General features: G+C 71.1%; 17 protein-coding genes and 3 pseudogenes. 7 read left to right on the top strand and 13 right to left on the bottom strand.

Features of this window, described 5'->3' with window-relative positions; genetic code table 11:
* Positions 1-14: 14 nt before the first annotated feature.
* Positions 15-2,416 (bottom strand): annotated as a pseudogene (locus tag CLM62_RS30425) (polysaccharide lyase 8 family protein).
* A 57-nt stretch (positions 2,417-2,473) separates the two neighbouring features.
* Positions 2,474-3,331: an SDR family oxidoreductase gene (locus tag CLM62_RS30420; RefSeq protein WP_095753114.1), complete on the bottom strand. Its 858-nt coding sequence runs from the start codon at positions 3,329-3,331 to the stop codon at positions 2,474-2,476.
* Positions 3,332-3,739: 408 nt separating this feature from the next.
* On the opposite strand from CLM62_RS30420, the gene hpnR reads away from it, so the two are divergent.
* Both hpnR and CLM62_RS30410 read left to right on the top strand, forming a co-directional pair.
* Positions 3,740-5,236: a hopanoid C-3 methylase HpnR gene (hpnR, locus tag CLM62_RS30415; protein WP_095753113.1), complete on the top strand. Its 1,497-nt coding sequence runs from the start codon at positions 3,740-3,742 to the stop codon at positions 5,234-5,236.
* Between the two features lie 12 nt (positions 5,237-5,248).
* Positions 5,249-6,136 (top strand): DMT family transporter, encoded by an 888-nt coding sequence (locus CLM62_RS30410; RefSeq protein WP_095753112.1) that lies wholly within the window; start codon positions 5,249-5,251, stop codon positions 6,134-6,136.
* 9 nt (positions 6,137-6,145) lie between these two features.
* Here CLM62_RS30410 and CLM62_RS30405 read toward each other — a convergent pair whose 3' ends face one another.
* Positions 6,146-7,462, bottom strand: a complete 1,317-nt coding sequence (locus CLM62_RS30405) for a glycosyltransferase (protein WP_095753111.1) — start codon at positions 7,460-7,462, stop codon at positions 6,146-6,148.
* Between the two features lie 178 nt (positions 7,463-7,640).
* Here CLM62_RS30405 and CLM62_RS30400 point away from each other — a divergent pair, with 178 nt between their 5' ends.
* The gene (locus CLM62_RS30400; RefSeq protein ID WP_095753110.1) at positions 7,641-8,198 is read left to right on the top strand and encodes a YceI family protein; all 558 of its coding nucleotides are present in this window, start codon (positions 7,641-7,643) and stop codon (positions 8,196-8,198) included.
* A 19-nt stretch (positions 8,199-8,217) separates the two neighbouring features.
* Here the strand turns inward: CLM62_RS30400 and CLM62_RS30395 are convergent.
* Positions 8,218-8,674: pseudogene (locus CLM62_RS30395) on the bottom strand (YdeI family protein); the annotation flags it as partial.
* Between the two features lie 470 nt (positions 8,675-9,144).
* Here CLM62_RS30395 and CLM62_RS30385 point away from each other — a divergent pair.
* Positions 9,145-9,930: a trypsin-like serine protease gene (locus CLM62_RS30385; protein WP_095753109.1), complete on the top strand. Its 786-nt coding sequence runs from the start codon at positions 9,145-9,147 to the stop codon at positions 9,928-9,930.
* 103 nt (positions 9,931-10,033) lie between these two features.
* Here the strand turns inward: CLM62_RS30385 and CLM62_RS30380 are convergent, their stop codons facing one another.
* The 6 genes from CLM62_RS30380 to CLM62_RS30355 all read right to left on the bottom strand — a co-directional run bounded on the left by CLM62_RS30380 (position 10,034) and on the right by CLM62_RS30355 (position 20,542).
* Positions 10,034-11,404 carry a hypothetical protein gene (locus tag CLM62_RS30380; RefSeq protein ID WP_095753108.1) on the bottom strand — a complete coding sequence of 457 codons (1,371 nt, stop codon included), beginning with the start codon at positions 11,402-11,404 and terminating at the stop codon, positions 10,034-10,036.
* A 110-nt stretch (positions 11,405-11,514) separates the two neighbouring features.
* Positions 11,515-14,544 carry a glycoside hydrolase family 3 N-terminal domain-containing protein gene (locus CLM62_RS30375; protein WP_095753107.1) on the bottom strand — a complete coding sequence of 1,010 codons (3,030 nt, stop codon included), beginning with the start codon at positions 14,542-14,544 and terminating at the stop codon, positions 11,515-11,517.
* 101 nt (positions 14,545-14,645) lie between these two features.
* Entirely contained in the window at positions 14,646-16,250 is a 1,605-nt protein-coding gene (gene cimA / locus CLM62_RS30370) for a citramalate synthase (protein ID WP_095753106.1), read from the bottom strand.
* A 328-nt stretch (positions 16,251-16,578) separates the two neighbouring features.
* Positions 16,579-17,874 (bottom strand): PD40 domain-containing protein, encoded by a 1,296-nt coding sequence (locus CLM62_RS30365; protein WP_143659175.1) that lies wholly within the window; start codon positions 17,872-17,874, stop codon positions 16,579-16,581.
* Between the two features lie 267 nt (positions 17,875-18,141).
* Positions 18,142-19,230: a branched-chain amino acid aminotransferase gene (locus CLM62_RS30360; RefSeq protein WP_095753104.1), complete on the bottom strand. Its 1,089-nt coding sequence runs from the start codon at positions 19,228-19,230 to the stop codon at positions 18,142-18,144.
* 268 nt (positions 19,231-19,498) lie between these two features.
* Positions 19,499-20,542 (bottom strand): 3-isopropylmalate dehydrogenase, encoded by a 1,044-nt coding sequence (locus CLM62_RS30355; RefSeq protein WP_095753103.1) that lies wholly within the window; start codon positions 20,540-20,542, stop codon positions 19,499-19,501.
* A gap of 153 nt (positions 20,543-20,695) precedes the next feature.
* Here CLM62_RS30355 and CLM62_RS30350 point away from each other — a divergent pair, with 153 nt between their 5' ends.
* Positions 20,696-22,264, top strand: coding sequence for a metallophosphoesterase family protein (locus CLM62_RS30350; protein ID WP_095753102.1), 1,569 nt, complete (start codon positions 20,696-20,698; stop codon positions 22,262-22,264).
* Positions 22,265-22,333: 69 nt separating this feature from the next.
* Here the strand turns inward: CLM62_RS30350 and CLM62_RS52040 are convergent, their stop codons facing one another.
* Positions 22,334-22,465: a hypothetical protein gene (locus tag CLM62_RS52040; RefSeq protein ID WP_095753101.1), complete on the bottom strand. Its 132-nt coding sequence runs from the start codon at positions 22,463-22,465 to the stop codon at positions 22,334-22,336.
* A 350-nt stretch (positions 22,466-22,815) separates the two neighbouring features.
* Between CLM62_RS52040 and CLM62_RS30340 the strand changes: the two genes are divergently transcribed.
* Complete coding sequence (locus CLM62_RS30340; RefSeq protein WP_095753100.1) at positions 22,816-23,022, top strand: DUF5988 family protein; 207 nt, start codon at positions 22,816-22,818, stop codon at positions 23,020-23,022.
* 78 nt (positions 23,023-23,100) lie between these two features.
* On the opposite strand, the gene pruA is transcribed toward CLM62_RS30340, so the two are convergent.
* The gene (pruA, locus tag CLM62_RS30335; RefSeq protein WP_095753099.1) at positions 23,101-24,732 is read right to left on the bottom strand and encodes an L-glutamate gamma-semialdehyde dehydrogenase; all 1,632 of its coding nucleotides are present in this window, start codon (positions 24,730-24,732) and stop codon (positions 23,101-23,103) included.
* 50 nt (positions 24,733-24,782) lie between these two features.
* Entirely contained in the window at positions 24,783-25,709 is a 927-nt protein-coding gene (locus tag CLM62_RS30330) for a proline dehydrogenase family protein (RefSeq protein WP_095753098.1), read from the bottom strand.
* 283 nt (positions 25,710-25,992) lie between these two features.
* Here CLM62_RS30330 and CLM62_RS30325 point away from each other — a divergent pair.
* Positions 25,993-26,879 (top strand): annotated as a pseudogene (locus CLM62_RS30325) (PucR family transcriptional regulator); the annotation flags it as partial.

The raw sequence follows: 26,879 nt of genomic DNA, 5'->3' as shown, positions 1-26,879 counted from the left end.
CTCGTACAAAGTCGTCACATGAGAGTCGCCTCACATTCATGGGTCGCGCATGCCCTCCCCGGAGTAACCCTCAGGCGCAGTCGGCGGCCCGTCTCCGCCACTTCCACGGTGTCGTCGGCCCGGACGACTCCGCGTACCGGGTGGTCCCAGATGATCTCCATGGGTTCACCCGTTCGGGGTGGCTCGCTGACGCAGAGCGTAGCCGTACGGCCCCGGCGGCGGACCAGCACGCTCGCGCCCGCGGACGCCGTCAGTGGGCCCGCCGAAGCGGCCTGCCAGAAGTTGGCGGCCGTCAGGTGGAGGGAGGGGACGTGGACGGCCTGGCACCGGCTGTCGTTGGCGAGGACCGACAGCCAGTGGCGGTGGGCGGCGCGAGCGGTGACCGTACGGCGGGACGCGCCGGGCATGAGGATGTAGACGTACGAGGCGTCCGTCGGGTCGGTGCCGTGGTCCAGCCAGAGGGTCTGCCGGCGGCGGGTGCGGCGCTCGGTCGTACTGGTGGTGTTGATGTCGGACCAGGCGCCGGTGCGGTCCTCGCGGAGGGTGCGCAGATTCCCGTCGGGCACGATCCAGCCGCCGTGGTCCTCCAGGTGGGCCCAGCCGTGGCCGCGTACGAAGGACTGGGTGCCGCCCTCCCCCAGGTTGCGGTTGTCGACGACCGTCTCGACTGGGACGCCGTCCGCGCAGGTGATGCCCGCGCCCAGGCAGATCACCGCGTCGGCGACGCAGAACCACGACTTGCGGGCCTCGAGAGTGGAGTCCAGCCCCTTCAGGTGCTGGCCGACCGCCGCGTACTCGCCGTCGGTCGTGCCGCCGACCCACCGTACGTCCGGCTTGGGCTCGCCCCACTCGCCGCCCGCCCGGTCGGGGAGCCGCTTGGTGGAGACGGTGGTGCCGGGGAGGCGGTACCAGTCGACGGTCGGCCAGAACCAGTCCGTGTAGTGATCGCTTCGCCCGTCGGCCCACCAGTAGAGCATTCCGGCGCCCGTGTGCCATCCGCGTGGGTTCTCGCCGTTGCCGCACTCGTAGTACGCGATGCGGTCGCTGGCCATGGCGATGTTCGCGGTGAAGCCGGGGCGGCGGTGGACGGCGCGGTCCATGGCCGGGAAGAGGCGGTGGCCGGTGGGTTCGGGGGCGGCCGGGCGGGGTGAGGCGACGGCCTTGTGCAGCCGGGCGAGATCCGCCACGTCGAACTGCGGGGCCGTCAGGATCGGGGAGACTGTGTTCCTGGCGTTCCGTTCGACGTTCCTGGCGTTCCGTTCGATCCAGCCCTTGATGCGCGCGTGCCAGCGGTCGCGTTCGGTCGTGCTCGCGCCGTCGGCGAGCAGGGCGATCGCCGCGATGATCCCCTGCCCGTGGTAGTGGTCGCCGCGCAGCACATGGCGGTCGTCGCTCTTGAGGTAACCCCGGCTGATGGCACGGCCGTTGACGCTGTCCATCACCAGGCCGTCGTGGATCAGCGGCGCGTAGGCGTGCTCGACGCTGTCGAGGACGAGTTGCCGGTTCGGGTCGGTCACCTCCCACGCGGATCCGGCGAGCAGGGCGAAGAGGCGGCCGAGTCCGTCGAGCATGACCTGGCCGTACGTCCCCGAGTAGGCGACCCAGGTGTGCTGGACGAAGGAGCCGTCGGCGTAGAGGCCGTCGCCCGTCGTGACGTACGGGAAGACCGGTGAGAGCGCGTCACGGGCGAGGGCGATCTTGGCGGGCGTCCGGCCGAGGATGCCGCGCAGGGCGACGGAACGGCACAGGTCGACGCGGTTGGCGCCGGTGGAGGTGCCGGAGTAGTCGGCGAGCGTCGCGTCCGGGACGAAGTGGTCGACGGCGGCGCAGGCGGCGGCTCGCCGGCCGTCGGTGAGGTGGTCGTGGAGGGCGGCCGTGATGTCCATCAGGAGGCGGGGGGTGCCGATCTGCCATTCCCACCAGTTGCCGTGGCGGGTGGTGGAGGGGTTGTAGGCGGTGGAGGCGAGGTGGTCGAAGCCGCGGAGTACGTCGGTGAGGAGGGCGGGGTCGGCGGTGGAGCCGGTGCCCGGCTGGACGTAGGCACGGGTCATGGTCCACAGGCGGGCGTAGCTGCGGGTGATGCCGGCGGGCGGGTCGTAGGCGAGGCCGGGCCAGAGGGAGGTGGCGGTGGGAGCCATGGTGGCGCGGAAGCCGCGGGCGCGTTCGCCGGTCTCGGCGAGGCGGGAGGCGTACGGCTCGGCGGTGGGTCGTAGCCGGTGCCGAGGGCGATGTCGAGCCAGCGTCGGCGGAGGGTGTCGTACGGGTCGGCGTCGGCCGGGCGGGCGCAGTCGCGGGAGGGGTGCGGCGTGGCACCGGACGCCGCCGCCAGGACCGCCGCGAGCAGGACGGCTCGGCGGGTGAGGCGTGGCAGGGCTCGGTGCGTGCGGAAGGGGAAGGCCCGACGCGGTGGGGTCATGACCATGCCTTCTACCGGCTGGAGCGGTGTCACGCCACCGGCTGGAGCGGCGTCACCTCAGCCGAAGCGGTGCAGCAGTCGGCGGTACAGCGAGGGGGCGATGCCGCGCACCCGGCCCGGGAGCGTCAGCCAGCCGGGCACGTAGACGTCGTCGCGGCCCAGCCGTACGGCGTCCCAGACCGCGCCGGCGACGCGGCCGGGCGACGTGGGGCGGGGCCGGGACCGCTGGTAGGGGGTGCCGCGTCGGTCGAAGAAGGCCGTGTCCACGGGTCCGGGCGTCACCAGGGTCACGCCCACGCCGGTCCCGCGCAGTTCCTGCCGCAGTGCCTCGGCGAACGCGGCCACCCCCGACTTGGCGGCGGAGTACACGGCTTCGTTCCGCACGCCCACACAGCCCGCGACCGAGCCGACGAGCACCACACGGCCCCGGCCGGCCTCCACCATGGCGGGCAGTACCTCCCGTACGAGGCGGAGTGTGGCGGTGAGGTCCACGTTCAGTACCTGGTCGATGGCGGTGGGCGGCATGGTGACGAAGGGGCCGGCCCAGCCGATGCCCGCCCCGGCGACGAGGGCGTCGATCCGGCCGCCGGTCGCGCGCAGCGCCGACTCGGCCAGCAGCCGTGGACCGTCCGGGGCGGCGAGGTCGGCGGGCAGGACGACGGCCGAGGTACCGGCGGCCGTCTCCTCCAGCGCGCGCCGGTCCCGCCCGCTGACGACCAGCTGCCAGCCGCCCGCGGCGAAGCGCCGTGCCGTGGCCGCACCGATGCCCGAGGAAGCACCGGTGACGAGGGCCACGCGCCTGTCCCGGCGCGGTGTCACGCGGCGCTCCCGGGCCGCGGACGAACGGGTTCCGACGCGGCGGGGTACGGCACCCGTCTCGGGGTCGTAGGTGGAGCCGGAGCCGGTGTGTGTCAAGAGTCGGTCTCCCTGCGCTGTCGTCCGGATCGTCGGTGTGGGGCGTTCCTCGGTGTGGGGCCAGGAGGTCGGATGGGGACGCGGGACGTCGGACCCGGAGGCGGCCGCCGCCGTGCTCGATACGGATCCGCTGCTTCCAGGACACGCCTCCACGCTCGCCCGCGCCAGTTCCGGGACCGAGCCTCCTCGGCCACCTCACCCGAAACGACAACCGCCGCCCCGGGCCGGGTGTGCGGGGTAGGCGCTGCTTCGGTCCCGTATCCGACGTGGCAGGACCACTCCTGCGTGCCGCGCGGTGCCGCCAGGCGGCGGTACGGGCGGTGCGCGGCGCGGATTCGCCGGATACGAAGGGGGCACCCTTCCGTTCCGGTTCCTCCGGTTCCGTCCGCTCCCGTGGCGAGGTTGACCATGCGTGTGCTGCTCGTCCACCCCAGCGCCCTGATGTACTCCGAGATCTTCCTGCGGCTCGAGCCCCTCGGCCTCGAGCGGGTGGCGGGCGCCGCCCGCGACGCCGGGCACGAGGTCCGTGTCGTGGACCTCCAGGTGCTCGGCCGGGACCGGCTGCGCCGCGAGGTGGCGTCCTTCCGGCCGGAGGCGCTCGGGGTCTCCCTGAACTACCTGGCGAACATCCCGGAGGCGATCGAGCTGGCCGCGGACGTCAAGCGGACCGTACCGGACTGCTTCGTCTTCTTCGGCGGCCACAGTGTGTCCTTCGTGGCGGAGGAGGTCCTGGAACAGGCGAGGGGCGCGGTGGACGCGGTGGTTCGCGGCGAGGGCGAGCCGGTGGTCGCGCCGCTGCTGGAGGCCGTCCGCGACGGAGGGGTGGACGGCGTTCCGGGGATCGTCACCGCCGCCGGGCGTGGTCCCGCGCCGCTGATGCTGCACAGCATCGACGCCCCGCTCCCGGCGCGTGACCTGATGCGGGGCCGCCGCCGTTACTTCATCGGCGAGCTCGACCCGTGCGCCTCGATCGAGTTCACCCGCGGCTGTCCGTGGGACTGTTCGTTCTGCTCCGCGTGGACGTTCTACGGCCGCAGCTACCGCAAGGCGTCGCCCGAGGCCGCGGCGGAGGACCTGGCGCGGATCCGTGAGCCCAACGTGTTCATCGTCGACGACGTCGCCTTCATCCGGCCCGAGCACGGCAACGCCATCGCCGCCGAGGTGGAACGCCGCCGGATCCGCAAGCGGTACTACCTGGAGACCCGCAGCGACGTACTGCTGCGCCACCCCGAGGTCTTCGAACGGTGGGCGCGGCTGGGGCTGCGCTACATGTTCCTCGGGATGGAGGCCATCGACGCGGAGGGGCTGGAGCTGTACCGCAAGAGGGTCAGCCCCGACGAGAACCTCCGCGCCCTGGAGACGGCCCGCAAGCTGGGCATCCAGGTCGCTCTCAACCTGATCGTGGACCCGGCCTGGGACGAGGAACGCTTCCGGGTCGTCCGGGAGTTCGCGCTCTCCGTGCCGGAGATCGTCCACTTCACCGTGATGACGCCGTATCCCGGTACGGAGATCTGGCACACGGAGTCGCGTCGGCTCACCACGCGCGACTACCGCCTCTTCGACATCCAGCACGCGGTGGTCCCCACGAAGCTCCCCCTGGAGCGCTTCTACGAGGAACTCGTGCGCACCCAGGCGGTGATCAACCGCAAGCACCTGGGCCTGCGGACCGCGTTCGGCGCGGCCCGCGTCCTCGGCCGCAACCTCCTGCACGGCCAGACCAACTTCGCCCGCATGCTGTGGAAGTTCAACCAGGTCTACAACCCGCGGCGCCAACTCGCCGACCACAGCCGCCCCGTCCGCTACGAGCTGCCCCTCCCCCAGCATCTCGACGTCGCAGACCGACGCGGGCTCTACGTACACACCCGGGGGGCTACGCAGGCGCCGAGCCCGGCCGACACGGACTAGGACCGTCCCAGCGTGCCGGTCGCCGTTGTCGCCTCGCTCGCCGCGGGTGTCTGTTTCGCCGTCGCGGGGGTGCTCCAGCAGTGGGCGGCCGGGACGCGGCCGGACGAGGAGACGCTCTCCTGGCGCCTGCTGGCCCATCTGGTACGGGACCGGTGGTGGCGGTACGGCATCGGACTGGCCGTGCTCGCCTACGGCTTCCAGTCGCTGGCCCTGGCGTACGGGCCGCTCAGCCTCGTGCAGCCGCTGATCGTCGCCGAGTTGATCTTCGCGGTCCCGCTGTCGGCGCGGCTGCACCACATGGCACTGGGCCCTCGGGAGTGGTTCGGCACCCTCGCGGTGGCCGCCGGGCTGGCCCTGGCCCTGGCCTCCGCCCGCCCGCACGGAGGCCGTACCGGGGCGGCGGATCCGCTGTCCTGGCTGCTGATCCTGGGCGCGACCGGCGCCCTGGTCTGCTGTTCCCTGGCGGCCGCGCGGTGGGTGTCCGGGCCGTGGCGGGCGTCGGCGACGGCACTGGCGGCCGGAGCGGTCATGGGCACCCAGTCCGTGCTGCTGGCCGCGACGGTGGACCGGTTCCGGCACGGCATCCTCACGGCGCTGGCCTCCTGGCAGCCGTACGCGCTCGTCGTCGCGAGCGTGGGCGGGTTGCTGCTCATCCAGAGCGCCTTCCAGCAGGGCCCGCTGGCCGCGAGCATGACGGTGCTGGACGCGACGGAGCCGGTGGTGGCGGTGACGGTGGGCATGGCGGTCTTCGGCGAGGCCGTCCACACCGGCTGGCCCGTGAGCGCGGTCACCGTCACCGGGCTGGCGGTGGTGACCGCCGGGATCGTGAGCCTGGACTCTTCGCCGCTGGTCGCCGCGCTGCATGACAGGAGATTCGGCGGAGGTGGGGCGGCGGGGTGAGCGCCCGCATCACGCCACCCGTGCGACCTTCCGGCGCCCCGACGCGACCCGGGGTAGCCACACGGGCAGAAGGTCCTCCCTCAGCACCCGGTCCCAGGACGGGTGGGTCTGCCCGGCCGTGGTCGTCGCCCGTCGCCGTACCGTCGCCAGCAGCCACGGTCGGTCGACCAGCGTGCACAGGGCGTCCGACCAGTCCCGGGGGTCGTCGCGTCGTACGACGATGCCGTCCTGGCCCGGCGCGGCCAGCCACTGTGTGGTGCGCGCGTTCTCGGGCAGCACGACCGCCAGGCCGCTCGCCATCGCCTCGGCGACGACGTTGCCGCAGGTCTCCGTACGGGACGGGAAGGCGAAGATGTCGCAGCCCGCGTACACCCGCGCCAGCCGGTCCTGTGGGAGCGGGCCGAGCAGGGTGACGTCCGGGCCGAGCAACCGTCGGATCTCGCCCGCCTCCGCGCCGGAGCCGGCCATGACGAGATGCACCGCCCTCCCCCGCTGCCGCACCCGGCGCACGCTCTCCGCCAGCAACGGCACGCCTTTGGTGGCGTCCAGCCGGCCGGCGAACAGCACCAGCGGACGGTCGGTCGGTACGCCGTACTCCGCGGCGAGCCGGGCCCGGGCCGTGTCGTCGGGCCAAAAGCGTTCGTGGTCGATGCCGCGGCGGAGGAGGGAGACCCGGTGGGGGCCGAGTGCCGGGGCCAGTTCCGCGTGGCCCGCCGGGGTGGGGACGAGAACCCGTGCGCAGCTGTCCAGCATCCGGTCACGCCGTCGCCGCAGCCAGGTCTCCGCCCGGTCCGCCAGGACATCGTCCACGGCCGGGTGCGTGCCGGGCAGCCATCGTTCGGCCAGGTAGCGGGTGTAGACCGAGGCCAGCAACGGCACGTCGGTGTGCACGGAGCCCACGAGCAGCGGCGTCCGGGCGCCCTTGCGGGCCGCGCGCCGGGCGAGCCGGACGGCGGTGGCGGCGTAGGCGAAGCTGTGGGTCAGGTGCCAGACGTCGTGCCGCGGGAGCAACGCGGCCAGTCGTGGGTGGTGGGGGGCGAGGTCGCAGACGTCCTCCGCGCCGTCGGCCGACCTCAGCGCGGCTCCCGTGCTGAGCACCGGCCGCAGCATGACGAACCGTACGTTCGGCGAGAGGTTCTCGACCCGTTCCCGCTCGCCGAGGAAGTAGACGGTCAGATCCAGCCGCGGGCCGTCCGGGCCGGTCGCGCCGCCGTGTACGGCTTCCGGGAGTCGCGCGGCGCTCTCAGCGAAGCGCTCCCAGCACTTGACGTGGCCGCCTGCCATGTCCGTGCGCAGCAGCTCGACCAGGACCGCGACCGAGGTCATGATCTCTGGGTACCACCTCGGCCGGAGATCCAATCGGCCCTGCGCACGGATGCACGCCAAGAACGCTCCGACCGTTCCGACACACTGCGCCCATGATGTTGAAACCTGCATGGAATAGGTCTACGGTCGGCTTCGTTGGCCTAGTTCAAGATTCAACATCATTCGACGGGAGCAGATCATGAGCACGAACCCCGACCTCGCCGCACTCACCGGCGACTACACGATCGACCCCGCGCACTCCTCGCTCGGCTTCGTCGTGCGCCACGCCATGGTCACCAACGTCAAGGGCAAGTTCCTCGACTTCAGCGGCTCGCTGCATCTGGACGGCTCCGACCCGACCGCGTCCACGGCCTCCATCGACGTCAAGATGGAGAGCATCGACACCGGGTCCCCGGACCGCGACGGTCACCTCAAGAGCGCGGACTTCTTCAAGACGGACGAGTTCCCGACCATGACCTTCCGCTCCACCCGGGCCGAGTCCCTCGGCGGCGACGACTACCGGATCACCGGCGACCTGACCGTCCTCGGCGTCACCAGGCCGCTCACCATCGACCTTGAGTTCAACGGCGCCGCGAAGGACCCCTTCGGCAACGAGCGCGTGGGCTTCGAGGGCAAGGCGCAGATCCTGCGCTCCGAGTTCGGCCTGACGTGGAACGCGACGCTGGAGACGGGCGGGGTCATGGTCTCCGACAAGGTCAAGCTGAACTTCGACATCTCGGCGATCAAGAACGCGTGAGTCCGCGGCGGGCGGGGTGTCACCCCCGCGTCAGCCTGGCGACGGCCGCCGCCAGTCGGGCCGCGCGGCCGTCCGGGGTGCGGGCGCGGAGGAGGGGGAGCATCGTGAGGTACCGGTCCGTCCGGCCGAGGCTCTCGAACGCTGCCCTGGCGCGAGGGTTCTGATCCAGAGCGGCGGCGAGGTCGTCGGGGACCGCGGCCTCCCGCTGTGACTCGTACGCCGCCTCCCAACGGCCGTCCGCCTCCGCGGCCCACACCTCCGCGAGGCCCGCGGGCCGCATACGGCCGGCCGCCGTCAGCTTCCCCACCCTCCGCACACCTCGGCACATTGACCATCGACCAGAGGCTGCCGGGCCTGCGCGGGGTGATCCTCCGCAAGCAGTACGAGCCGTCGAGGCCCTTGCGCTGACCGTTGATCCAGCCATGACACAGGGCGACGTCGTTCACCTCGGCGGCGGTGACGGAGGGCAGTCCCGATCTGGCGGGGTCACGCTGGCGTGAGTCGTGGGGGTGCCGGCAGGGGCGCGGCTAGGGCAACTCCGGGGCCGGCGTTCTGGGGGTGGCGGTCGTGTCCGTGCCCGCCGTGGTGGCGGTCGCGCGGTCGGTGCCGGGCGGGGCCGCCGAGTCGGTACGGCCCTCGCTGCGGGGCGAGTTGCGGTCGCTGCGCAGCCCTCGGCTGCTGGTCGTTCTGCTGCTCGGCGCGCTGGTGAACGGAGCGACCGGTGGGCGTGCGGTCCCGGAAGACCCGACCGTAGGGCAACCAGCCAGCGCTGGCCGAATCCCACCCCTTGTGCAAGCGCTTCCGGCATTCCCATAATCCAGCAGCAGTTTTGTCCTGCCCATGCCAGCAAAGAGGCAATTCTTTATTGCCGCTATTGGCATGTGCACGTCAATTCTGTGTTTCCGATGCACGGCCCCCAGGTCAACCCCCCACGGAAGGCATCACGTTGAAGAGACTCCTCACGGCCCTCAAGAGATGCGCGGCCGCCGGCGCCGCCGCCCTCGCGATCGCCAGTCTTCAGCCCCTCTCGTCCGCGACGGCCGCACCCGCACCCGTCGTCGGCGGAACCCGTGCCGCGCAGGGCGAGTTCCCGTTCATGGTCCGGCTCTCCATGGGCTGTGGCGGGGCGCTGTACACCCAGCAGATCGTGCTCACCGCCGCGCACTGCGTCAGCGGCACCGGCGCCAACACCAGCATCACCGCCACCGCCGGCGTCGTGGACCTCCAGTCCACCAGCGGCCGCGTCCAGGTCCGCTCCACGTACGTCTACCGGGCCCCCGGCTACAACGGCACCGGCAAGGACTGGGCGCTCATCAAGCTCGCCCAGCCGATCAACCTGCCGACACTGAAGATCGCCACCAACACGCAGTACAACACCGGCAACTTCACCGTCGCCGGCTGGGGAGCGGCCCGCGAGAACGGTGCCCAGCAGCGGTACCTGCTCAAGGCCACGGTGCCGTTCATCAGTGACGCCACCTGCCGCGCCTACGGCGGCCTCTACAACGGCCTCGTCCCCGGCGAGGAGATCTGCGCCGGCTTCGACGCGGGCGGCGTCGACACCTGCCAGGGGGACTCCGGCGGCCCGATGTTCCGCAGGGACAACGCCGGCGCCTGGATCCAGGTCGGCATAGTCAGCTGGGGCGACGGCTGCGCCCGCCCCGACGCCCCCGGCGTCTACACCGAGGTCTCGACCTTCGCCTCCGCGATCGCCTCGGCGGCGGCCGGTCTCTGATCCGCGCGCACTCCAGCACGTCGTACGACGTCCCACGGGCCCGGCGCGCCGTTCCGCGCGCCGGGCCCGTGCCCGTTCCCTGCCTGCCTGCCTGCCCCGAGGCTCAGAATCCGCCGCCGAAGTCCCCACCGCCGAAGCCGCCGCCCCCGTAGTCCCCGCCGCCGAAGCCGCCGGTGAAGTCGTCGGTCTGGAAGTCCGCGCCGGAGACGTCGCCGCCCTCGTAGCCGGCGGCGCCGAAGTCGCCGTAACCGGAGCCGTAGTCGGCCGCGTAGGCCGGGCTGGCCATCATGCTGCCGAGCATCGTGCCGATGAGCAGGCCGGGCAGGATGCCGCCGCCGAAGTAGCCGCCCGCCCAGGGGCCGTAGGCCGGTCCCGCCTCCCAGTACGGGCGGCGGCCCTGCTCGGTGTCGACCTCGCGCATCACCGGGTCGCGGCCGTCGGCCAGGCGGGTCTGGTCGGCCGCGCAGACCGGGACCTCGCGGGGTTCGCCGCCCGGCGGCATCCAGGTCGCGTCGGCGACCGAGGGGCCGTGGCGGGGGTCGAAGAAGCAGGGCGGGCGCCGTTCGGGCAGCGGGCGGCCCTCGCGGCGGGCGGCCAGCCGGGCGAGCGAGAAGCGGCCGTCATCGATGGACTGGGTGACGGCCCGCACGTCCTCCGGCTTGCGGGCCTGAGCCATGAACTTCTTCGCCTTCTCGTACTCGTCCAGTCCCCGCTCGTAGTCCGCCAGCATGGCGTCGTCCGCGCCCGGTTCCCCGGGATGGAAGTCGAGGCGGTCCAGTTCCTCGCCGAAGGCGGTGATGTCCTCGTCGACGACGACCCGCAGCTTCTCCAGCGCGGCCCGCTGCTCCTCCTCGTGCCGGCGCCGGTTGCGCCGGGCGATCGCGTACGCGCCCGTGCCGCCCGCCACCAGGACCGCGCCGGCGGTGATCAGCGCGGCGGTCGACACCTCGCCTCCGCCGTCGGAGGAGTCCCAGGAGGAGGGGGCCGCGCCGCCCATGTTGGTCAGGGCCCGGTCGGTGAAGTCGTCGAGCTGGGTCCCCGCGTCGCCCTCGCCGCGGACGCTGCCGACCAGGTTCTGCACGGCGGTCTGCGACAGGACCGCGGAGTCGGCCCGGGCGTCGAAGTCGTCGCCGAGGCGGATCGCGTACAGGCCGGTCACGCCGGTGGCGGTGCGCAGGTCGGTGAACAGGTCCTGCTTGGGATAGTCGTCGGGCAGGACGGCGACGAAGAGGGGCTTGTCGGCATCCTCGATCTGCTTGGCCAGGGCGTCGGCCTCGGACTGAGACATCTCGTCGGACGCGGCCGGATCGACGTAGACGGGGTCCTCGCGCAGGGCCTCCGCGATCGTCGAGACGCTGGTGGCCGCCTCCGCACGCGGGGCGCCCGCCATCAGGACGGCCAGGGCCGTCAGGACGGCGAGCGCCAGCGCGGTCAGCAGTCCCGCAAAGCTCCGGGTCGATCGTGCGACCTTCATACTTCGAAGCTACCCGAAAGCCAACAAAAAAGGCTCATCCGGGCGAGCGCGAAAACCTGAAACCTGAGCGGGAAACGGGAGCACGAGAACGGGAGCACGAGAACGGTGGATCAAGCCGCCCGATACGCCGCCGTCAGCTTCTCCACCGCCTTCCCGTACCGTCCGGTCAACAGCAGGTGGTCCGCGTCCGCGAAGGGCCCCGCGACCACCGCCGTGACGGCCTGGCCGACCTTCTGCTGGACGATCAGCCGCGCCTTGGTGACGAGCGCGCGCCCCGCCTCGTCGGCACCGGCCCGCTCCGCCGCTCCGGCCGCGATGCCGAGCGCCCTCAGCGTCGCGCGGCCGCCCTCCGGCACCTTGGTCAACGTCGTCAGACCCCAGCCGTACGGGTACTGCGGGTCGTACGCCGTGTCACCGACGTTGATCGGCAGCTGCGCCTCGGACTTGGGCCAGGTCACGGGGAGCTGCCCGGTGAAGGGCCGCCTGCCGTACAGGACGTCGGCCACCCCGTCGCCCTCCGTGCCCGGCAGCCAGGACGCCACGAGGGCGTCGATGTCACCGAGCCGGTCGCCGATGAGCTGGGGGCGCCCGGAGACGATCAGCACGGCGCACTTCATCGCGGCGCACACCTTGTCTACGGCGGCCCTGTCGGCGGCACTCAGTTCCAGGTCATGACCGTTGCCGACATCGCCCATGCCCTCGGCGTACGGGGTCTCGCCGACGACGACCACCCCGACGTCGTGACCGCCGAGCGGCTCGGACGCGTCCTTCGAGTACGTGACGTCACCGCCCGCCCGGCGCATCCCCTCCAGGATGGTCGTGCCCGGGGTGGTGTCGCCGGAGGAGCCCTGCCTGGTGACGGTCCAGCCGCCGGTCTGGTTGCCGATGTCGTCGGCGTTGGATCCGGCGACGTAGACCTTCCGCCCCTTCTTCAGGGGCAGCACACCGTCCGCGTTCTTCAGCAGCACCTGCGACTCGGCGGCCGCCTGCCGGGCGACGGCCCGGTGTCCGGCGGAGCCGATCTTGGAGGCGCCGCCGGTGTCGGCGTACGGCTTCTCGAACAGCCCGAGCCGGAACTTCTGCGTGAGGATGCGCGCGACGGCGTCGTCGATCCGTCGCTCGCTGACACGGCCCGCCTCGACCTCGTCGACGAGCGCGGCGTGGAAGTCCTTGTAGGCGTGCGGGACCATGATCATGTCGAGGCCCGCATTGACCGACGCACGGACGTCGGAGGCGTAGTCGCCGGGAAGCTGGTCGATGGCGGCCCAGTCGCTGATGACGAAGCCGTCGAAGTCCATACGGCCCTTCAGAACGCCGTTGATCATGTCGGCGCGGGCGTGCATCTTCACCGGGCCCTGGCCGTCGCCCGCTATGTCGAGCGAGGAGAAGGAGGGCATGACCGTGCCGACGCCCCGGTCGACGGCGGTCGCGTACGGCGCCAGGTGGACGGCCTCCAGCTGCTGCCGGGTGACCTTGGTGACGCCCTGGTCGATGGTGTACGTGCCGGTGGTGGAGGAGCCGTACTCGGTGCCGCCGTCACCGACGAAGTGCTTGGCGGTGGCGAGGACCTTGTCGGGGCGCTTCAGGTCCCGTCCGTCCGGGGCACCCTGCAGGCCCTGGATGACGGACTCCATGGCGTCCACGAGGGCCGGGTCCTCGCCGAAGGCCTCGTAGGCGCGGCCCCAGCGGTCGTCGCGGGTGACGCAGAGGCAGGGGGCGAAGTTCCAGGGGATGCCGGTGGCACGGACCTCGGCGGCGGTCACCGCGCCGGTTTCGTAGGCGAGTTGGGGATCCCTCGCGGCCCCGATCCCGATGTTGTGCGGCATGATCGTGGCGCCGACCAGGTTGTTGTGGCCGTGCACCGCGTCGACGCCGTAGATCAGCGGGATCTGGAACCGCGTCGCCTGCGCCCGGAGCTGGAAGGCGTCGATCATCTTCGCCCACGCCGCAGGGGTGTTGGGCGTCGGAGTGGAACCGCCACCGGACAGCAGCGAGCCGAGATCGTACACGGCGATGTCCCCCGGAGCCGTGACGACGGCACCGCGCTCGGCCTGGGTCATCTGGCCGGCCTTCTCCGCCAGGGACATCCGGGAGAGGAGGTCGGCCACTCGCTTCTTCACCGGCAACCGGCTGTCCAGATACGGCAGTCCGTGCGCGTCTACGACAACCTGCGGGTTCTCGGCCGGAGGCTTGGCGCCGGTGACCGTGAGCTTCAGCGGGATCGTCTCGGCGGACTCGGCGGACCTGTCCTTGAGCGTGGGGAGGCGGAGAGTGCGAGAGGTGCCGGAGGCGGTGCCCGCGGGGAAGGTGAGAGTGCCGGCGGCCGGGGTGTAGTCCTTGCCGGGGTCGGCGGTGCCGGTCGTGGTCGTCTCGTAGGTGACGGTCACGGGTTCGTCGATCGGGGCGGAGCCCGTGGTGGCGACGGTGACCTTCACGGCCGCCGTGCCGCCCTCGTCGACCGGGTACACGGCCGCGTCGGTGGTGACGGAGGCGCGCAGCGACTGGTCGGCCTTGCCGTACAACTCGACGCCGTCCATGGCGAACTCGCCCTTGACGCCGACGGGGAGCGTGACGGCGTACCCCCACATCTCGGTGAGGCCAAGGACCTGGTCGATGCCGCCGACGGGCTGGTAGTCGGTGCGGTAGGTGAAGTCGGCGAAGGGGATCTCCACCTGCTTCCAGCCGGTGAAGTCGTCGGTGAAGGAGGTCGTCCAGAGTTCGGAGGCCTCGCCGCCCGCGCCGCCGTCCTTGATCTCGAAGGCGATCTTCTTGCCGTTGTCCTGGCCGTCCCACCAGAAGCGGATGCCCTTGTGGGCGGACCAGTCGTGGGCGGGCTCGGCGGCGGCGAAGCCGTGGGTGAAGCCGCCGTAGCCGCTGATGTCGTAGGTGCCGGTGAGGACCTTCGCGCCCTCGGGGGCGTCCTCACGGGCGGTCAGCTGAAGGGCGGGCGGGTCGTCGTTGTCGCCGCCCCAGGTGAAGATGCCTTCGGCGGGTGGGTTGGCGAAGGGGACCTCGCCCTCGAAGCGGTCGACGGGGACGGGGTCCTCGGCTGCGACGGCCCCCGCGGCGGATCCCGCGGAGGCCAGGGGCAGTAAGCCGGTCAGTAAGGCGGTGGAGAGGAGCAGGGCGGTTCTTCGCATGAACGTCCCTCCGGGCGGCTCGGGAATCGCACTGCGCTGGACCCACAACTCCACCGGCAGTCCCGGAAGCCGTCAAGATGACGTGTGCGGCGCCAAGTTGACTACTCCGCCGGCTCGACCCCCGCCCGCAGCAGCCCATACGTGTACGCGTCCTCAAGCGCCTGCCACGACGCCGCGATCACGTTCTCGGCGACGCCGACCGTCGACCACTCCCCCGCCCCGTCGGACGTCGAGATCAGGACCCTCGTCGTGGACTGCGTGCCGTGCACGCCCTCCAGGATGCGGACCTTGTAGTCGACGAGGTCCAGCTTGGCGAGCTGCGGGTAGATCCTCTCCAGCGCCACCCGAAGCGCTCGGTCCAGCGCGTTGACCGGTCCGTTGCCCTCGGCCGTGGCGACGATGCGCTCGCTCTTGGCCCAGAGCTTGACGGTGGCCTCGTTGGCGTGGGTGCCGTCGGGGCGGTCCTCGACGATCGCGCGCCAGGACTCGACCCCGAAGTACTTCAGGGGCTTGCCCTCGACCTCCGCGCGCAGGAGCAGTTCGAAGGAGGCGTCCGCCGCCTCGTACGTGTAGCCCTTGAGCTCCCGCTCCTTCACCCGGTCGACCACCCGGCCGATCAGCTCGCGGTCGCCGCCCAGGTCGATGCCGAGTTCCTTGCCCTTGAGCTCGACCGAGGCGCGGCCCGCCATGTCGGAGACCAGCATCCGCATGGTGTTGCCGACCAGCTCGGGGTCGATGTGCTGGTACAGGTCCGGGTCGACCTTGATGGCGGAGGCGTGCAGGCCGGCCTTGTGGGCGAAGGCCGAGACGCCGACGTAGGGCTGGTGGGTGGAGGGGGTGAGGTTCACGACTTCGGCGATCGCGTGCGAGATACGGGTCATCTCGCGGAGCCGGCCCTCGGGCAGCACCTTCTTGCCGTACTTCAACTCCAGCGCCGCCACCACCGGGAACAGGTTGGCGTTGCCGACCCGCTCGCCGTAGCCGTTGGCCGTGCACTGGACGTGGGTCGCGCCCGCGTCCACCGCAGCCAGCGTGTTGGCCACCGCGCAGCCCGTGTCGTCCTGGGCGTGGATGCCGAGCCGGGCGCCGGTGTCCGCGAGGACCGTGGCGACGACCGCCTGGATCTGGGCGGGGAGCATGCCGCCATTGGTGTCACAGAGGATGACGACGTCGGCGCCGGCCTCGGACGCCGTCCGTACGACCGCCTTGGCGTACTCCGGGTTCGCGCGGTAGCCGTCGAAGAAGTGCTCGCAGTCGACGAAGACGCGGCGGCCCTGCTCCTTCAGGAAGGACACCGTGTCGCGGACCATCTCGAGGTTCTCGTCCAGCGTGGTGCGCAGGGCGAGCTCGACGTGACGGTCGTGGGACTTCGCGACCAGGGTGACCACCGGGGCACCCGAGTCCAGGAGCGCCTTGACCTGTGGGTCCTGAGCCGCCTTACCGCCCGCCCGGCGGGTGGCGCCGAAGGCGACCAGTTGGGCGTGTTTGAAGTCGATCTCCTGCTGCGCGCGGGCGAAGAACTCGGTGTCGCGCGGGTTGGCACCCGGCCAGCCGCCCTCGATGAAGCCCACGCCGAACTCGTCCAGGTGCCGCGCGATGGCCAGCTTGTCCGAGACAGTGAGGTTGATGCCCTCGCGCTGGGCGCCGTCGCGCAGGGTGGTGTCGAAGACGTGGAACGAATCGTCGAGCTCGCTGGTTTCGGTCATGGTCTGAAGGCTCCTGTGTCGGATCTCGGTCTTTACCGGAATGACCGGCTCCACCGTCCCCACATGGTCCCTCGCGCTCTCGCCTCCGGCTGCGGGTGGGCCAGAAAAAGCGAAAAACCCCTCGCGGGTGCGAGAGGTCTGCGCGCGGGTCGAGGACGACGGTGTCCGCCCGTACCTGGTCGTACGTGGCGGTCACTGCGGACCGGCGCGCCTGCTGCCAATAATCGTGGCGAACGAGAGCACGGGGGCAGTCTGGCACAATCCGCCCCCGTGCTCACCGTCCGTCTCAGAATGCGAACTCGTGGTATCTCGTGTGGAGTACGGGGACTCAGCGGAAGCGGCGCACGAAGCCGTCGTAGTGGCCGTTGGTGTCGCCCGGGACGAGCTGGGCGGAATCGCTGCCGAGGCCGATGCGCCCGGCACCCGCGCTCACCGAGACGGCCGACACGGAGGCGTCCGTGACGGGTCCGCCGGCGACGGACTCGCTGACCAGACGGGTGCTACCGGTGCGCAGGTCGCGGAGGTAGACGTTGGCCGGCCCGAGGCGCCCGTCCGCCAGACGCGGGTCCGCCTGATAGGCCAGGTACCGGCCGTCCGGGCTGAGCAGGGGCTGGCGGGCCCCGTCCTCGCCGGCGGGGCCGGGGTCGATGCGCCGGGTGACGTCCGTGCGCAGGTCGCGGACGTAGAGGTGGGTGCCCTCCCCGGGGGCCTCGCCCGGGACCAGTTCGCCGTTCGGGTAGTGGAAGGCGATGCTGCGGCCGTCCGCGGCGAGCGAGGCGGGCAGCGCGTAGTACTGGGCGGGGGTGCCGTCCGGCTTGACGTTGACCTGTTCCTCGGTGCCGGTGCGGCGGTCGTGCACCCAGGTGACGCCGTTCCCGCTGCGCGGCACGAGCTGCGTGTACGCCACGTGGCGGCCGTCGGCGCTCAGGCCCTGCAGCAACGCGGGGTTGTCCGGGCGGTTGTGGTTGCTGATCCGCTGGGTGGTGCCGGTGCGGCGGTCGAAGACGTATACGGCTCCGAAGAGGTCGCGCGCTCCGCTCTCCATCCGGTCGGCCTTGGCGTTGAAGGCGACGTAGCGGGCGTTCGCCGACATGTGGGCGCCGGCCGCGAAGGCGGAACCGCCGTCGAAGCCGACGCTGATCCGCTGGGTGGTGCCGGTGCGCCGGTCGTGCAGGTAGATGTCATCGGCCGCCTCGTTGGTGGGCGGGTTGTCCCAGTGGACCAGGTTCCTGGCGTTGGAGCGGAACAGGACGTACCGTCCGTCGGCGCTGATGGCCTGCGCGGACGACGGCATGTCGGCCTGTGCGCCGCCCGAACCGACGCTGACCCGCTCGACGGTCCCCTTGCGCAGGTCGCGCACGATGACGTCCGAGTGCCCGTTGGTGTCGCCGGGCACCAGGTTGGACGCGTTCGCCGTGAACACCGCGAACCGGCCGTCGGCGCTGAACTCCGGTCCGTACGCGTCGTCGTTGCCCTGCTCTCCCGTCGCCGACAGCGTGACCCGCTCGGTCTCCGGCCTCGGCGCCGACGCCGCCGACGTTGCCGACGCCGCCGACGCCGCCGACAGCGCGACCATCACCCCCGCGAGCACCGCGACGGACACCCCACGCATGGTTCTGAGCACGATTCCCCCTGTTTCCCCGTTGACGCATGCCCCCCGGCCCCGCGCCGAGGGCTCCCTTTGAGGCAAACGCATCACCCACCACGGGGTCAATCCCCCGAATTGAGTACAACCCGGGCACCGGCTCAAGCGTCCGCGAGGAGGTCTCGTCGAGGAACTCCGGTACGTGGCCGAAAACTTGCGCCCCGTCGCTCGTACGCGACAGGGCCGCCGCGGACACGGAGTCCGGGGCGGCCCTGAGCGGCGGTGCGGTCGGGAACCAGCCGTGAACTAACCCAGCTTGTGCATCCAGCCGTGTTTGTCCTCCGTGACGCCCCGCTGGATGCCGAGCAGCGCCTCGCGCAGGCGCAGGGTGACCGGGCCGGGAGTGCCGTCGCCGTGGGTCCAGGCGGCGTCCTTCGTCTTGGCGTGGCCGATCGGTGTGACCACGGCCGCCGTGCCGCAGGCGAAGACCTCGGTCAGGGCGCCGGAGGCGGCGTCCTCGCGCCACTGCTGGAGGGTGACGACGCCCTCCTCGGCGGTGTAACCGAGGTCGCGGGCGACCTGGAGGAGGGAGTCACGGGTGATGCCCTCCAGGATCGAGCCGGTGAGGGCGGGGGTGACGATCCGGTCGCCGTAGACGAAGGCGATGTTCATGCTGCCGCTTTCCTCGACCTTGGTGCGGGTCACCGCGTCGAGGTAGACGACCTGGTCGCAGCCGTTCTTGGCGGCCTCGGCCTGCGGCAGCAGCGAAGCCGCGTAGTTGCCGCCGGTCTTGGCGTCCCCGGTGCCGCCGGGGACGGCACGGACGTAGTCCTCGGAGACCCAGATGGTGACCGGCTTGACGCCGCCGGCGAAGTACGCGCCGGAGGGCGAGGCGATCAGCATGAACAGGTACTCGTTCGCCGGGTGCACGCCGAGCGCGGCCTCCGTGGCGAACATGAACGGGCGCAGGTAGAGGGACTCCTCGCCGCCGTGCGGCGGGACCCAGTCGGCGTCCTGGGCGAGCAGCGCGTCGAGGGCGGCGATGAACAGCTCCTCGGGCAGCTCCGCCATGGCCATGCGGCGGGCGGAGCCCCGGAAGCGGCGGGCGTTGGCCTCGGGGCGGAAGATGGCGACCGAGCCGTCGGCCTGGCGGTAGGCCTTGAGGCCCTCGAAGATCTCCTGGCCGTAGTGGAGGACGTGGGTGGAGGGGTCGAGGGAGATCGGCCCGTACGGGACGAGCTGCGCCTCGTGCCAGCCGCGGCCCTCGGTCCACTTGATCGTCACCATGTGGTCGGTGAAGTGGCGGCCGAACCCGGGGTTGGCCAGTATCGCCTCGCGCTCGGCGGCGGAGAGCGGGCTGGCGGAGGGCTTGAGCTCGATCGTGGGCGTCGTCATGAGTGGGTGTCCTTCACCGGTTGTTGAGTGACGGGCCGCGCTCACGCCCGTACGGCCGGTGGCCAGTGCTAGGACGTCCGAGCATTCCCTCAATCCGCGGCTCCGCGTCCGATTATCGCGCGGGGGCGTCGGTGGAAGGAATCGGGGTGAAGGCGACCCAGGGATCGATGGTGGCACCCGGCGGGGACATGGGGAAGCCGCCGGGTGCGGATGCGACCCGGCGGCTTCGACAAGAATCTCGCGGAGGAGATCGAGTGGGGCGGCGGGGTCAGCCGGCTACTCGTACGGCGAGCGCGTCGCCGATTTCCGCGGTGGAGCGGGCGGGCTTGCCGGTGCGCTCCGCGAGGTCGGCGGAGACGGCGTCCTCGATGCGGGTGGCCTCGGTGTCGTAGCCGAGGTGGCGCAGGAGGAGGGCGACGGACAGGACCGTGGCGGTGGGGTCGGCCTTGCCCTGGCCGGCGATGTCCGGGGCCGAGCCGTGCACGGGCTCGAACATCGAGGGGAACTCGCCGGAGGGGTTGATGTTCCCGCTCGCGGCGACGCCGATGCCGCCGGAGACGGCCGCGGCGAGGTCGGTGATGATGTCGCCGAAGAGGTTGTCGGTGACGATCACGTCGAAGCGCTCGGGCTGCGTGACCAGGTAGATGGTCGCCGCGTCCACGTGCATGTACTCGGTGGTGACCTCGGGGAACTCCGCGGCCACCTTGTTGAAGATGTTCGTCCACAGGTGACCCGCGAAGGTCAGCACGTTGTTCTTGTGGATCAGCGCCAGCTTCTTGCGCGGGCGGGCCTGGGCGCGGGCGAAGGCGTCGCGGACCACGCGCTCCACACCGAAGGCCGTGTTGACGGAGACCTCGGTGGCGACCTCGTGCTCGGTGCCCTTGCGGATGGTGCCGCCGTTGCCGGTGTACGGGCCCTCGGTGCCCTCGCGGACGACGACGAAGTCGATCTGCGGCTCGCCGGCCAGCGGGGTGGCGACACCCGGAAGCAGCTTCGAGGGACGCAGGTTGACGTGGTGGTCGAAGGCGAAGCGGAGCTTGAGGAGGAAGCCGCGCTCCAGGACGCCGGAGGGGACGCTCGGGTCGCCGATCGCGCCGAGCAGGATGGCGTCGTGCTTCTTGAGGGCGTCGAGGTCGGCGTCGGTGAGGGTCTCACCCGTGGCGTGGTAACGCTGGGCGCCGAAGTCGTAGTCCTTGGTCTCCAGCTTCACATCCTGCGGAAGGACGGCGGAGAGGACCTTCAGGCCTTCGGCCACGACCTCCTGGCCGATGCCGTCACCGGGGATCACTGCGAGATTGATGCTGCGAGACATGTCGGCACCGTACTCCTTGTCCCATGGGATGACACGCGGCGTCCGCGATACGGACGGCGCTACGGACACCCACTCGGGGGACTGCGTCAGCCGTCACCTCGCATTCACCCGTACGTATGGCGGGTGTTGGGCTTCGCTGGGAACTTCACCCGCATGGAGACCCCCGACTGCGGCATTCCGCATCAGCTCGCGCGCCGGATGAGCATGGCCGAGCAGTACGAGTACCTGCGCACGAGGATGTCCCGGCGCCGCACGCTGGTGACGGCGGGCGCGGTGGCGGGCGGGCTGCTGACGGGCTGTTCGGGCGGCGGATCGCCGAGTACGACCACGAGCTCACCTGCCGCTTCGCCGTCCGCGTCCCGGGTGCACGGTTCCGTCGTCGCCCCCTTCGGCCGCCATCTCGCCTTCGGCGCCGACCCGAAGACGCAGATGCGGATCTCCTGGCAGGTGCCGCTCGCGGTGCGGGGGCCGTACGTCCGTGTGGGTCTGCGGCCCGACGACCTGAGCCGGAAGATCGAGGCCGAGGTGCGCGACCTGCACACGCCGGGGGTGACGGGGGTCCGGCCGGCGCTCGATCAGTACTACCTGCACGCGGCGCTGGACGGTCTGCGGCCGGGCACGACGTACTACTACGGCGTCGGCCACGACGGCTTCGACCCGGCCTCGCCGGAACGGCGGTCGACGATCGGCTCGTTCCGTACGGCACCGGCGGCACCGGAGCGGTTCGTGTTCACCGCCTTCGGCGACCAGGGGGTGAGCCGGGCTGCGGCCGCCAACGACCACGTCCTGCTGCGCCGGGACCCGGCCTTCCACCTCCACGCGGGGGACATCTGCTACGCCAACGTCAAGGGCCGGGGCGAGAAGTCGGACGGCTACGACCCCGCCTTCTGGGACCTGTTCCTCAAGCAGAACGAGCCGGTGACGAGGTCGGTCCCGTGGATGGTGACGACCGGCAACCACGACATGGAGGCCTGGTACTCGCCGGAGGGCTACGGCGGCCAACGGGCCCGCTGGTCCCTCCCGGACAACGGCTTCGACCCGCGCACGGCACCGGGCGTGTACGCGTTCACCTACGGCAACGTCGGCTTCGTCGCGCTGGACGCGAACGACGTCTCGTACGAGATCCCCGCCAACTTCGGCTACACGGAGGGGAAGCAGACGGCGTGGCTCGACCGGAAGCTGGGTGAGCTGCGGGCAGACGCCTCGGTCGACTTCGTCGTCGTCTTCTTCCACCACTGCGCCTACTCGACCTCCACACACGCCTCCGACGGGGGCGTGCGCGCTCAGTGGCTGCCGCTGTTCGCCCGGCACCAGGTGGACCTGGTGATCAACGGCCACAACCACGTCTACGAGCGCACCGACGCCATCAAGAACGGCGAGGTCGGCAGGCCGGTCCCGATCGGCGCGTCGACCGACCCGACCCGGGACGGGATCGTGTACGTCACGGCGGGCGGCGGCGGCAAGGACCTCTACGGCTTTCCCTCGGGCGTGAGGGAGAGTTACGAGGGGCACGTCACCGACCGGGAGTCCGTCGAGACCTTCCAGTGGACGAAGTCGCAGCAGTCCAGGAAGGAGACCGTTCAGTGGTCACGGGTGCGCTACCGGGGCTTCTCCTTCCTCTCGGTGGAGGCGGAGGGCGGGTCGGCCCCGAAGCTGAAGGTGTCGGCGCTCGCGTCGGGCGGCGAGCGCATCGACCATTTCGAGGTGCGGCGCGGAGCCTGAGGTTCCGCACCGCACCTCGTGCGGGTGCGGCTCCCGGCCAAAGGGTCCCTGCTGGCTTATCGCCGCTGCTCAGTGGCCGGTCTCGCCGCCGTTGTCCCGGCGGTCGAGGGCGCGCTGGAGCGCGGCGGCGGCGTTCTTGCGGTCGGACTCGCTCGAACGGGAGAGGTGACGGACTCGACGGCGGACGGTCGTCTCGGCCATGGGAAATCGACTCCTTCGAGATTCCGGCAGTGGAGATTCCGGGAAGATCGGAAAGGGTTGCGAGACGCCGGATGGGGCGGGGAGCGGTGCCGCAGGGATTGCCTGCACGGGGCCCGGCTCACGACCGCCATTCGCTTGGTCGAGCGAGACGTTCGGCTTCTACAAAGCTAAGCGAGGACCGCGCGCCTGTCTCCACAATTACTCGGACTTCCTACTATCTGAGACAGTGCAGTGGCTCACACCACGCTGACCTGCGGTTTCACTCAGGCGAAGAGCGGCGACTCGCCCACCCGACTGATCCTCCGCCCGGCCTGCGACATCGGGTTCCGGTTAAAGGGAACCGTGAGGTCATGAGCGACAAGGCCAAAGCACTTCTCGAGGGCGGCCCGGAAGATCTCCCCGAACGGATCGTCCCGTCTCCGCCCCCTGGAGCGGACGTGAAGATCAAGCTCCGAGGTGGTTACGAGCACTTCAGGCCGACCCAGCGCGACGCGGACACCCCTGAGGGCAAGCTACCCGTGTACGAGTGGTGGGAGCGGACGGAGATCGCCGAGTAGCGGCTGGAGAGTCTGCCCGCTCCCGAAAAGGCGAGGGGCCGGGCGATCGCCCGGCCCCTCCTGCGCTCCCGCGGATCGTCAGCCCATGTGCGGGTACGTGTAGTCGGTCGGCGGGACCAGCGTCTCCTTGATGGAGCGGGTCAGCGTCCAGCGCATCAGGTTCTGCGGGGCGCCGGCCTTGTCGTTGGTGCCGGACGCGCGGCCGCCGCCGAAGGGCTGCTGGCCGACGACGGCGCCGGTCGACTTGTCGTTGATGTAGAAGTTGCCGGCCGCGTAGCGCAGCTTGTGCATCGTGCGCGCCGCCGCCGAGCGGTCGCCCGCGATGACCGACCCGGTGAGCGCGTAGTCGGTCACCGACTCCATCTGGGTCAGCATCTCCTCGTACTGGTCGTCCTCGTAGACGTGCACGGCGAGGAACGGGCCGAAGTACTCGGTGGTGAAGACCTCGTTGGCCGGGTCGTCGCACTCGACGACGGTCGGGCGGACGAAGTAGCCGACCGAGTCGTCGTAGCTGCCGCCCGCGACGACCGTGCAGGACGGGTCGGACTTCGCGCGGTCGATCGCCGCCTTGTTCTTGGCGAAGGCGCGCTCGTCGATGACGGCGCCGATGAAGTTCGACAGGTCGGTGACGTCGCCCATCGCGATGCCGTCGACCTCGGCCGCGAACTCCTCCTTGAAGCCGGAGTTCCAGATCGACGCCGGGATGTACGCCCGGGAGGTCGCCGAGCACTTCTGGCCCTGGTATTCGAAGGCACCCCGGGTCAGCGCCGTCTTCAGCACCGCGCGGTCGGCGCTCGGGTGGGCGACGACGAAGTCCTTGCCGCCGGTCTCGCCGACCATCCGCGGGTACGTGCGGTACTTCTCGATGTTGTTGCCGACCGTCTTCCACAGGTACTGGAAGGTCTTGGTCGAGCCGGTGAAGTGGATGCCGGCGAGGTCACGGTGCTCCAGGGCGACCTTGGAGACCTCGATGCCGTCACCGGTCAGCAGGTTGATGACGCCCTTGGGCAGGCCGGCCTCCTCCAGCAGCTGCATGAGGAGGACGGCGGCGTGGGTCTGGGTCGGGCTCGGCTTCCACACCACCACGTTGCCCATCAGGGCCGGAGCCGTCGGCAGGTTGCCCGCGATGGCCGTGAAGTTGAACGGCGTGATCGCGTAGACGAAGCCCTCCAGCGGGCGGTGGTCGAGGCGGTTCCAGACACCCGGGGAGTTGGCCGGGGGCTGCTCGGCGAGCAGGTCACGGGCGTACTTGACGTTGAAGCGCCAGAAGTCGATCAGCTCGCAGGGGGTGTCGATCTCGGCCTGCTGAGCCGTCTTGGACTGGCCCAGCATGGTGGAGGCGGCGAGCGTCTCGCGCCACGGGCCGGCCAGCAGGTCCGCGGCACGCAGGAAGATCGCGGCGCGGTCGTCGAAGGACATCGCACGCCAGGCCGCCGCGACGGCGAGGGCCGCGTTGATCGCGTCCTGCGCGTCCTGCTGGGTGGCGTTGCCGTAGGTGCCGAGACGGGCCTTGTGGTTGTGCGGCTGTACGACGTCGAAGCGCTCGCCGCCGCCCAACCGCTTCTGGCCGCCGATTGTGCAGGGCAGGTCGATCGGGTTCTCGGCCAGTTCCTTGAGCTTGGCCTCCAGCCGGGCGCGCTCGGGCGAGCCGGGGGCGTAGCCGTGCACCGGCTCGTTGACGGGGGTGGGGACCTGGGTCACAGCGTCCATGGGTTCCGTAACTCCTTAACTGAGCGGGTGTTCTCGAGCGGTGTGCGGGCTCAGCCCTTTGTGATCATGCTCCGTGCGAAGAACCGCAGGTTGGCGGGCTTCTCCGCAAGACGCCGCATGAAGTAGCCGTACCAGTCGGTGCCGAAGGCGGTGTACACGCGCATGCGGTGGCCCTCGGCGGCCAGCCGCAGGTGCTCGTCGCTCCTGATCCCGTACAGCATCTGGAACTCGTACTCGTCCAGCTTGCGCCCGGCGCGGTGCGCGAGTTCCTGGGCGATGGAGATGAGGCGCGGGTCGTGGGACCCGATCATCGGGTACCCCTCGCCGTCCATAAGGATCTTCAGGATCCGGACGTACGCCTTGTCGATCTCGTGTTTGTGCTGGTGGGCGACCTCGGCGGGCTCCTTGTACGCCCCCTTCACCAACCGTACGCGGCTGCCGCTCGCGGCGAGGCGGCGGGCGTCGGCCTCGGTGCGGAAGAGGTAGGACTGGATGACGCAGCCGGTCTCCGGGAAGTCCTTCCGCAGCTCCTCGTGGATGGCGAACATCGAGTCGAGGGTGGTGTGGTCCTCCGCGTCGAGGGTGACCGTCGTACCGATGGCGGCGGCGGCCTCGACGACCGGGCGGACGTTCTTGAACGCCAGCTCGTGGCCGTCCTCCAGGGCCTGTCCGAACATGGACAGCTTGACGGACATCTCGGCCCTGGCCCCCAGCTTCAGCGGCTCGAGCCGGTCGACGAGCTCCAGGTAGGCGTCCCGGGCGGCGGCGGCCTGCGCGGGCGTGGTGATGTCCTCGCCGACGACGTCCATCGTCAGCTCCAGGCCCTTGGCGGTCAGGTCCTGGATGATCGGCACGATGTCTTCGACGGTCTCGCCGGGGATGAAGCGGTCCACGACCTGCTTGGTCACCGGCGCCGCCGAGATCAGGCGTCGGATCCGGTCGCTGCGCGACGCGGCGAGAATCACGGGACCCAGCACGGGGCACCTCCACAGGCCGAAGTGGGCCGTAACCCGTGCGTGTGGCGCTTCGGGTACGGCACGGAGAACCACCGTGAAACCTAAGGATCCCTCCGATCGTCGGCCATCGACAGCTGTCACGCATCCGTGCCGCAGATCTCAGACAGATGTATGAAGGGCGCACGAAAATGCGGGAGAATGCCCAAGTGACGTCCGATGCTGCGCCACTCCGGGGGACGACCCCGGACCCCCAGCAGGACAACAGGCGGGGCCGGTGAACCCGCGCGGAGATCTCGAGGCGAGTATGAGCAACAGCGAATCCCATCGGGGCGACTACCAGGACCTGGTCGACGAGATCTCGGAGCTGCTCGACGCACCGGCGACACTGGAAAACCGGGACTTCGAGCTGATCGCCTTCGGCGCGTACGACAGCGAGGGCGAGCTCGACGCGTCGGCGCTGGACCCTGTCCGGACCCGCTCGATCCTCACCCGCCGCTCGACGGCGGCGGTCCGCACGTGGTTCGAGGGCTTCGGCATCACACGGGCGACGGGCCCGGTCCGCATCCCGCCCTCCCCGGAGGCGGGGGTGTACCGGGGGCGGATCTGTCTCCCCGTACGCCATCGGGGCGTCGTCCTCGGTTACGTCTGGCTGCTCGACTACGACCCCGGCCCCACCGAGCGGCAGCTGGCGGGGGCCATGGAGGTGACGTCCCGCATCGGCGCGCTGCTCGCGGACGAGGCGCAGCACGGGGCGGACCTGACCCGGGAACTGCGGGCGGTCCTCACCGCCGAGCCCGGCTGGCAGCGCGACATGGCGGTCGCCGAACTCCGCACGGCCCTCGGCCCCCGCGCCGACACGCTCCACACGGTGGTGTGCGTGGCCCCCTGGCCCTCGGCCGACCCGGACGACGCCCCTTCGGTCCGTACGGTGCCGGGGGCGACGGCGCTGTGCACGGTGCCGTGGGGGGCCACGGGCCACTGCCTCGCCCTGCTGATGCGACTGCGCTCGGCGGACGTCCTGACTCCGGCGACTTCGGCGGCGGGGCGGTTGCTGGAGCGGGCGGGGGCTGGTGGAACTGGTGGAAAGGGGGCGAGTGCCGGGACGGGCGCGGGTCCGGGCGGCGGGGGCACGCGAGGTCCGGCCGCGAGCGCGGGGACGAGCGGCGGTCCTGTCGGCGGGGGCACGCGGGG

Source organism: Streptomyces sp. SA15, from assembly GCF_002291145.1.
Lineage (GTDB): Bacteria > Actinomycetota > Actinomycetes > Streptomycetales > Streptomycetaceae > Streptomyces.
The sequence above is the reverse complement of the archived record's forward strand: the minus strand, read 5'-3'. Positions and strand labels throughout refer to the sequence as shown.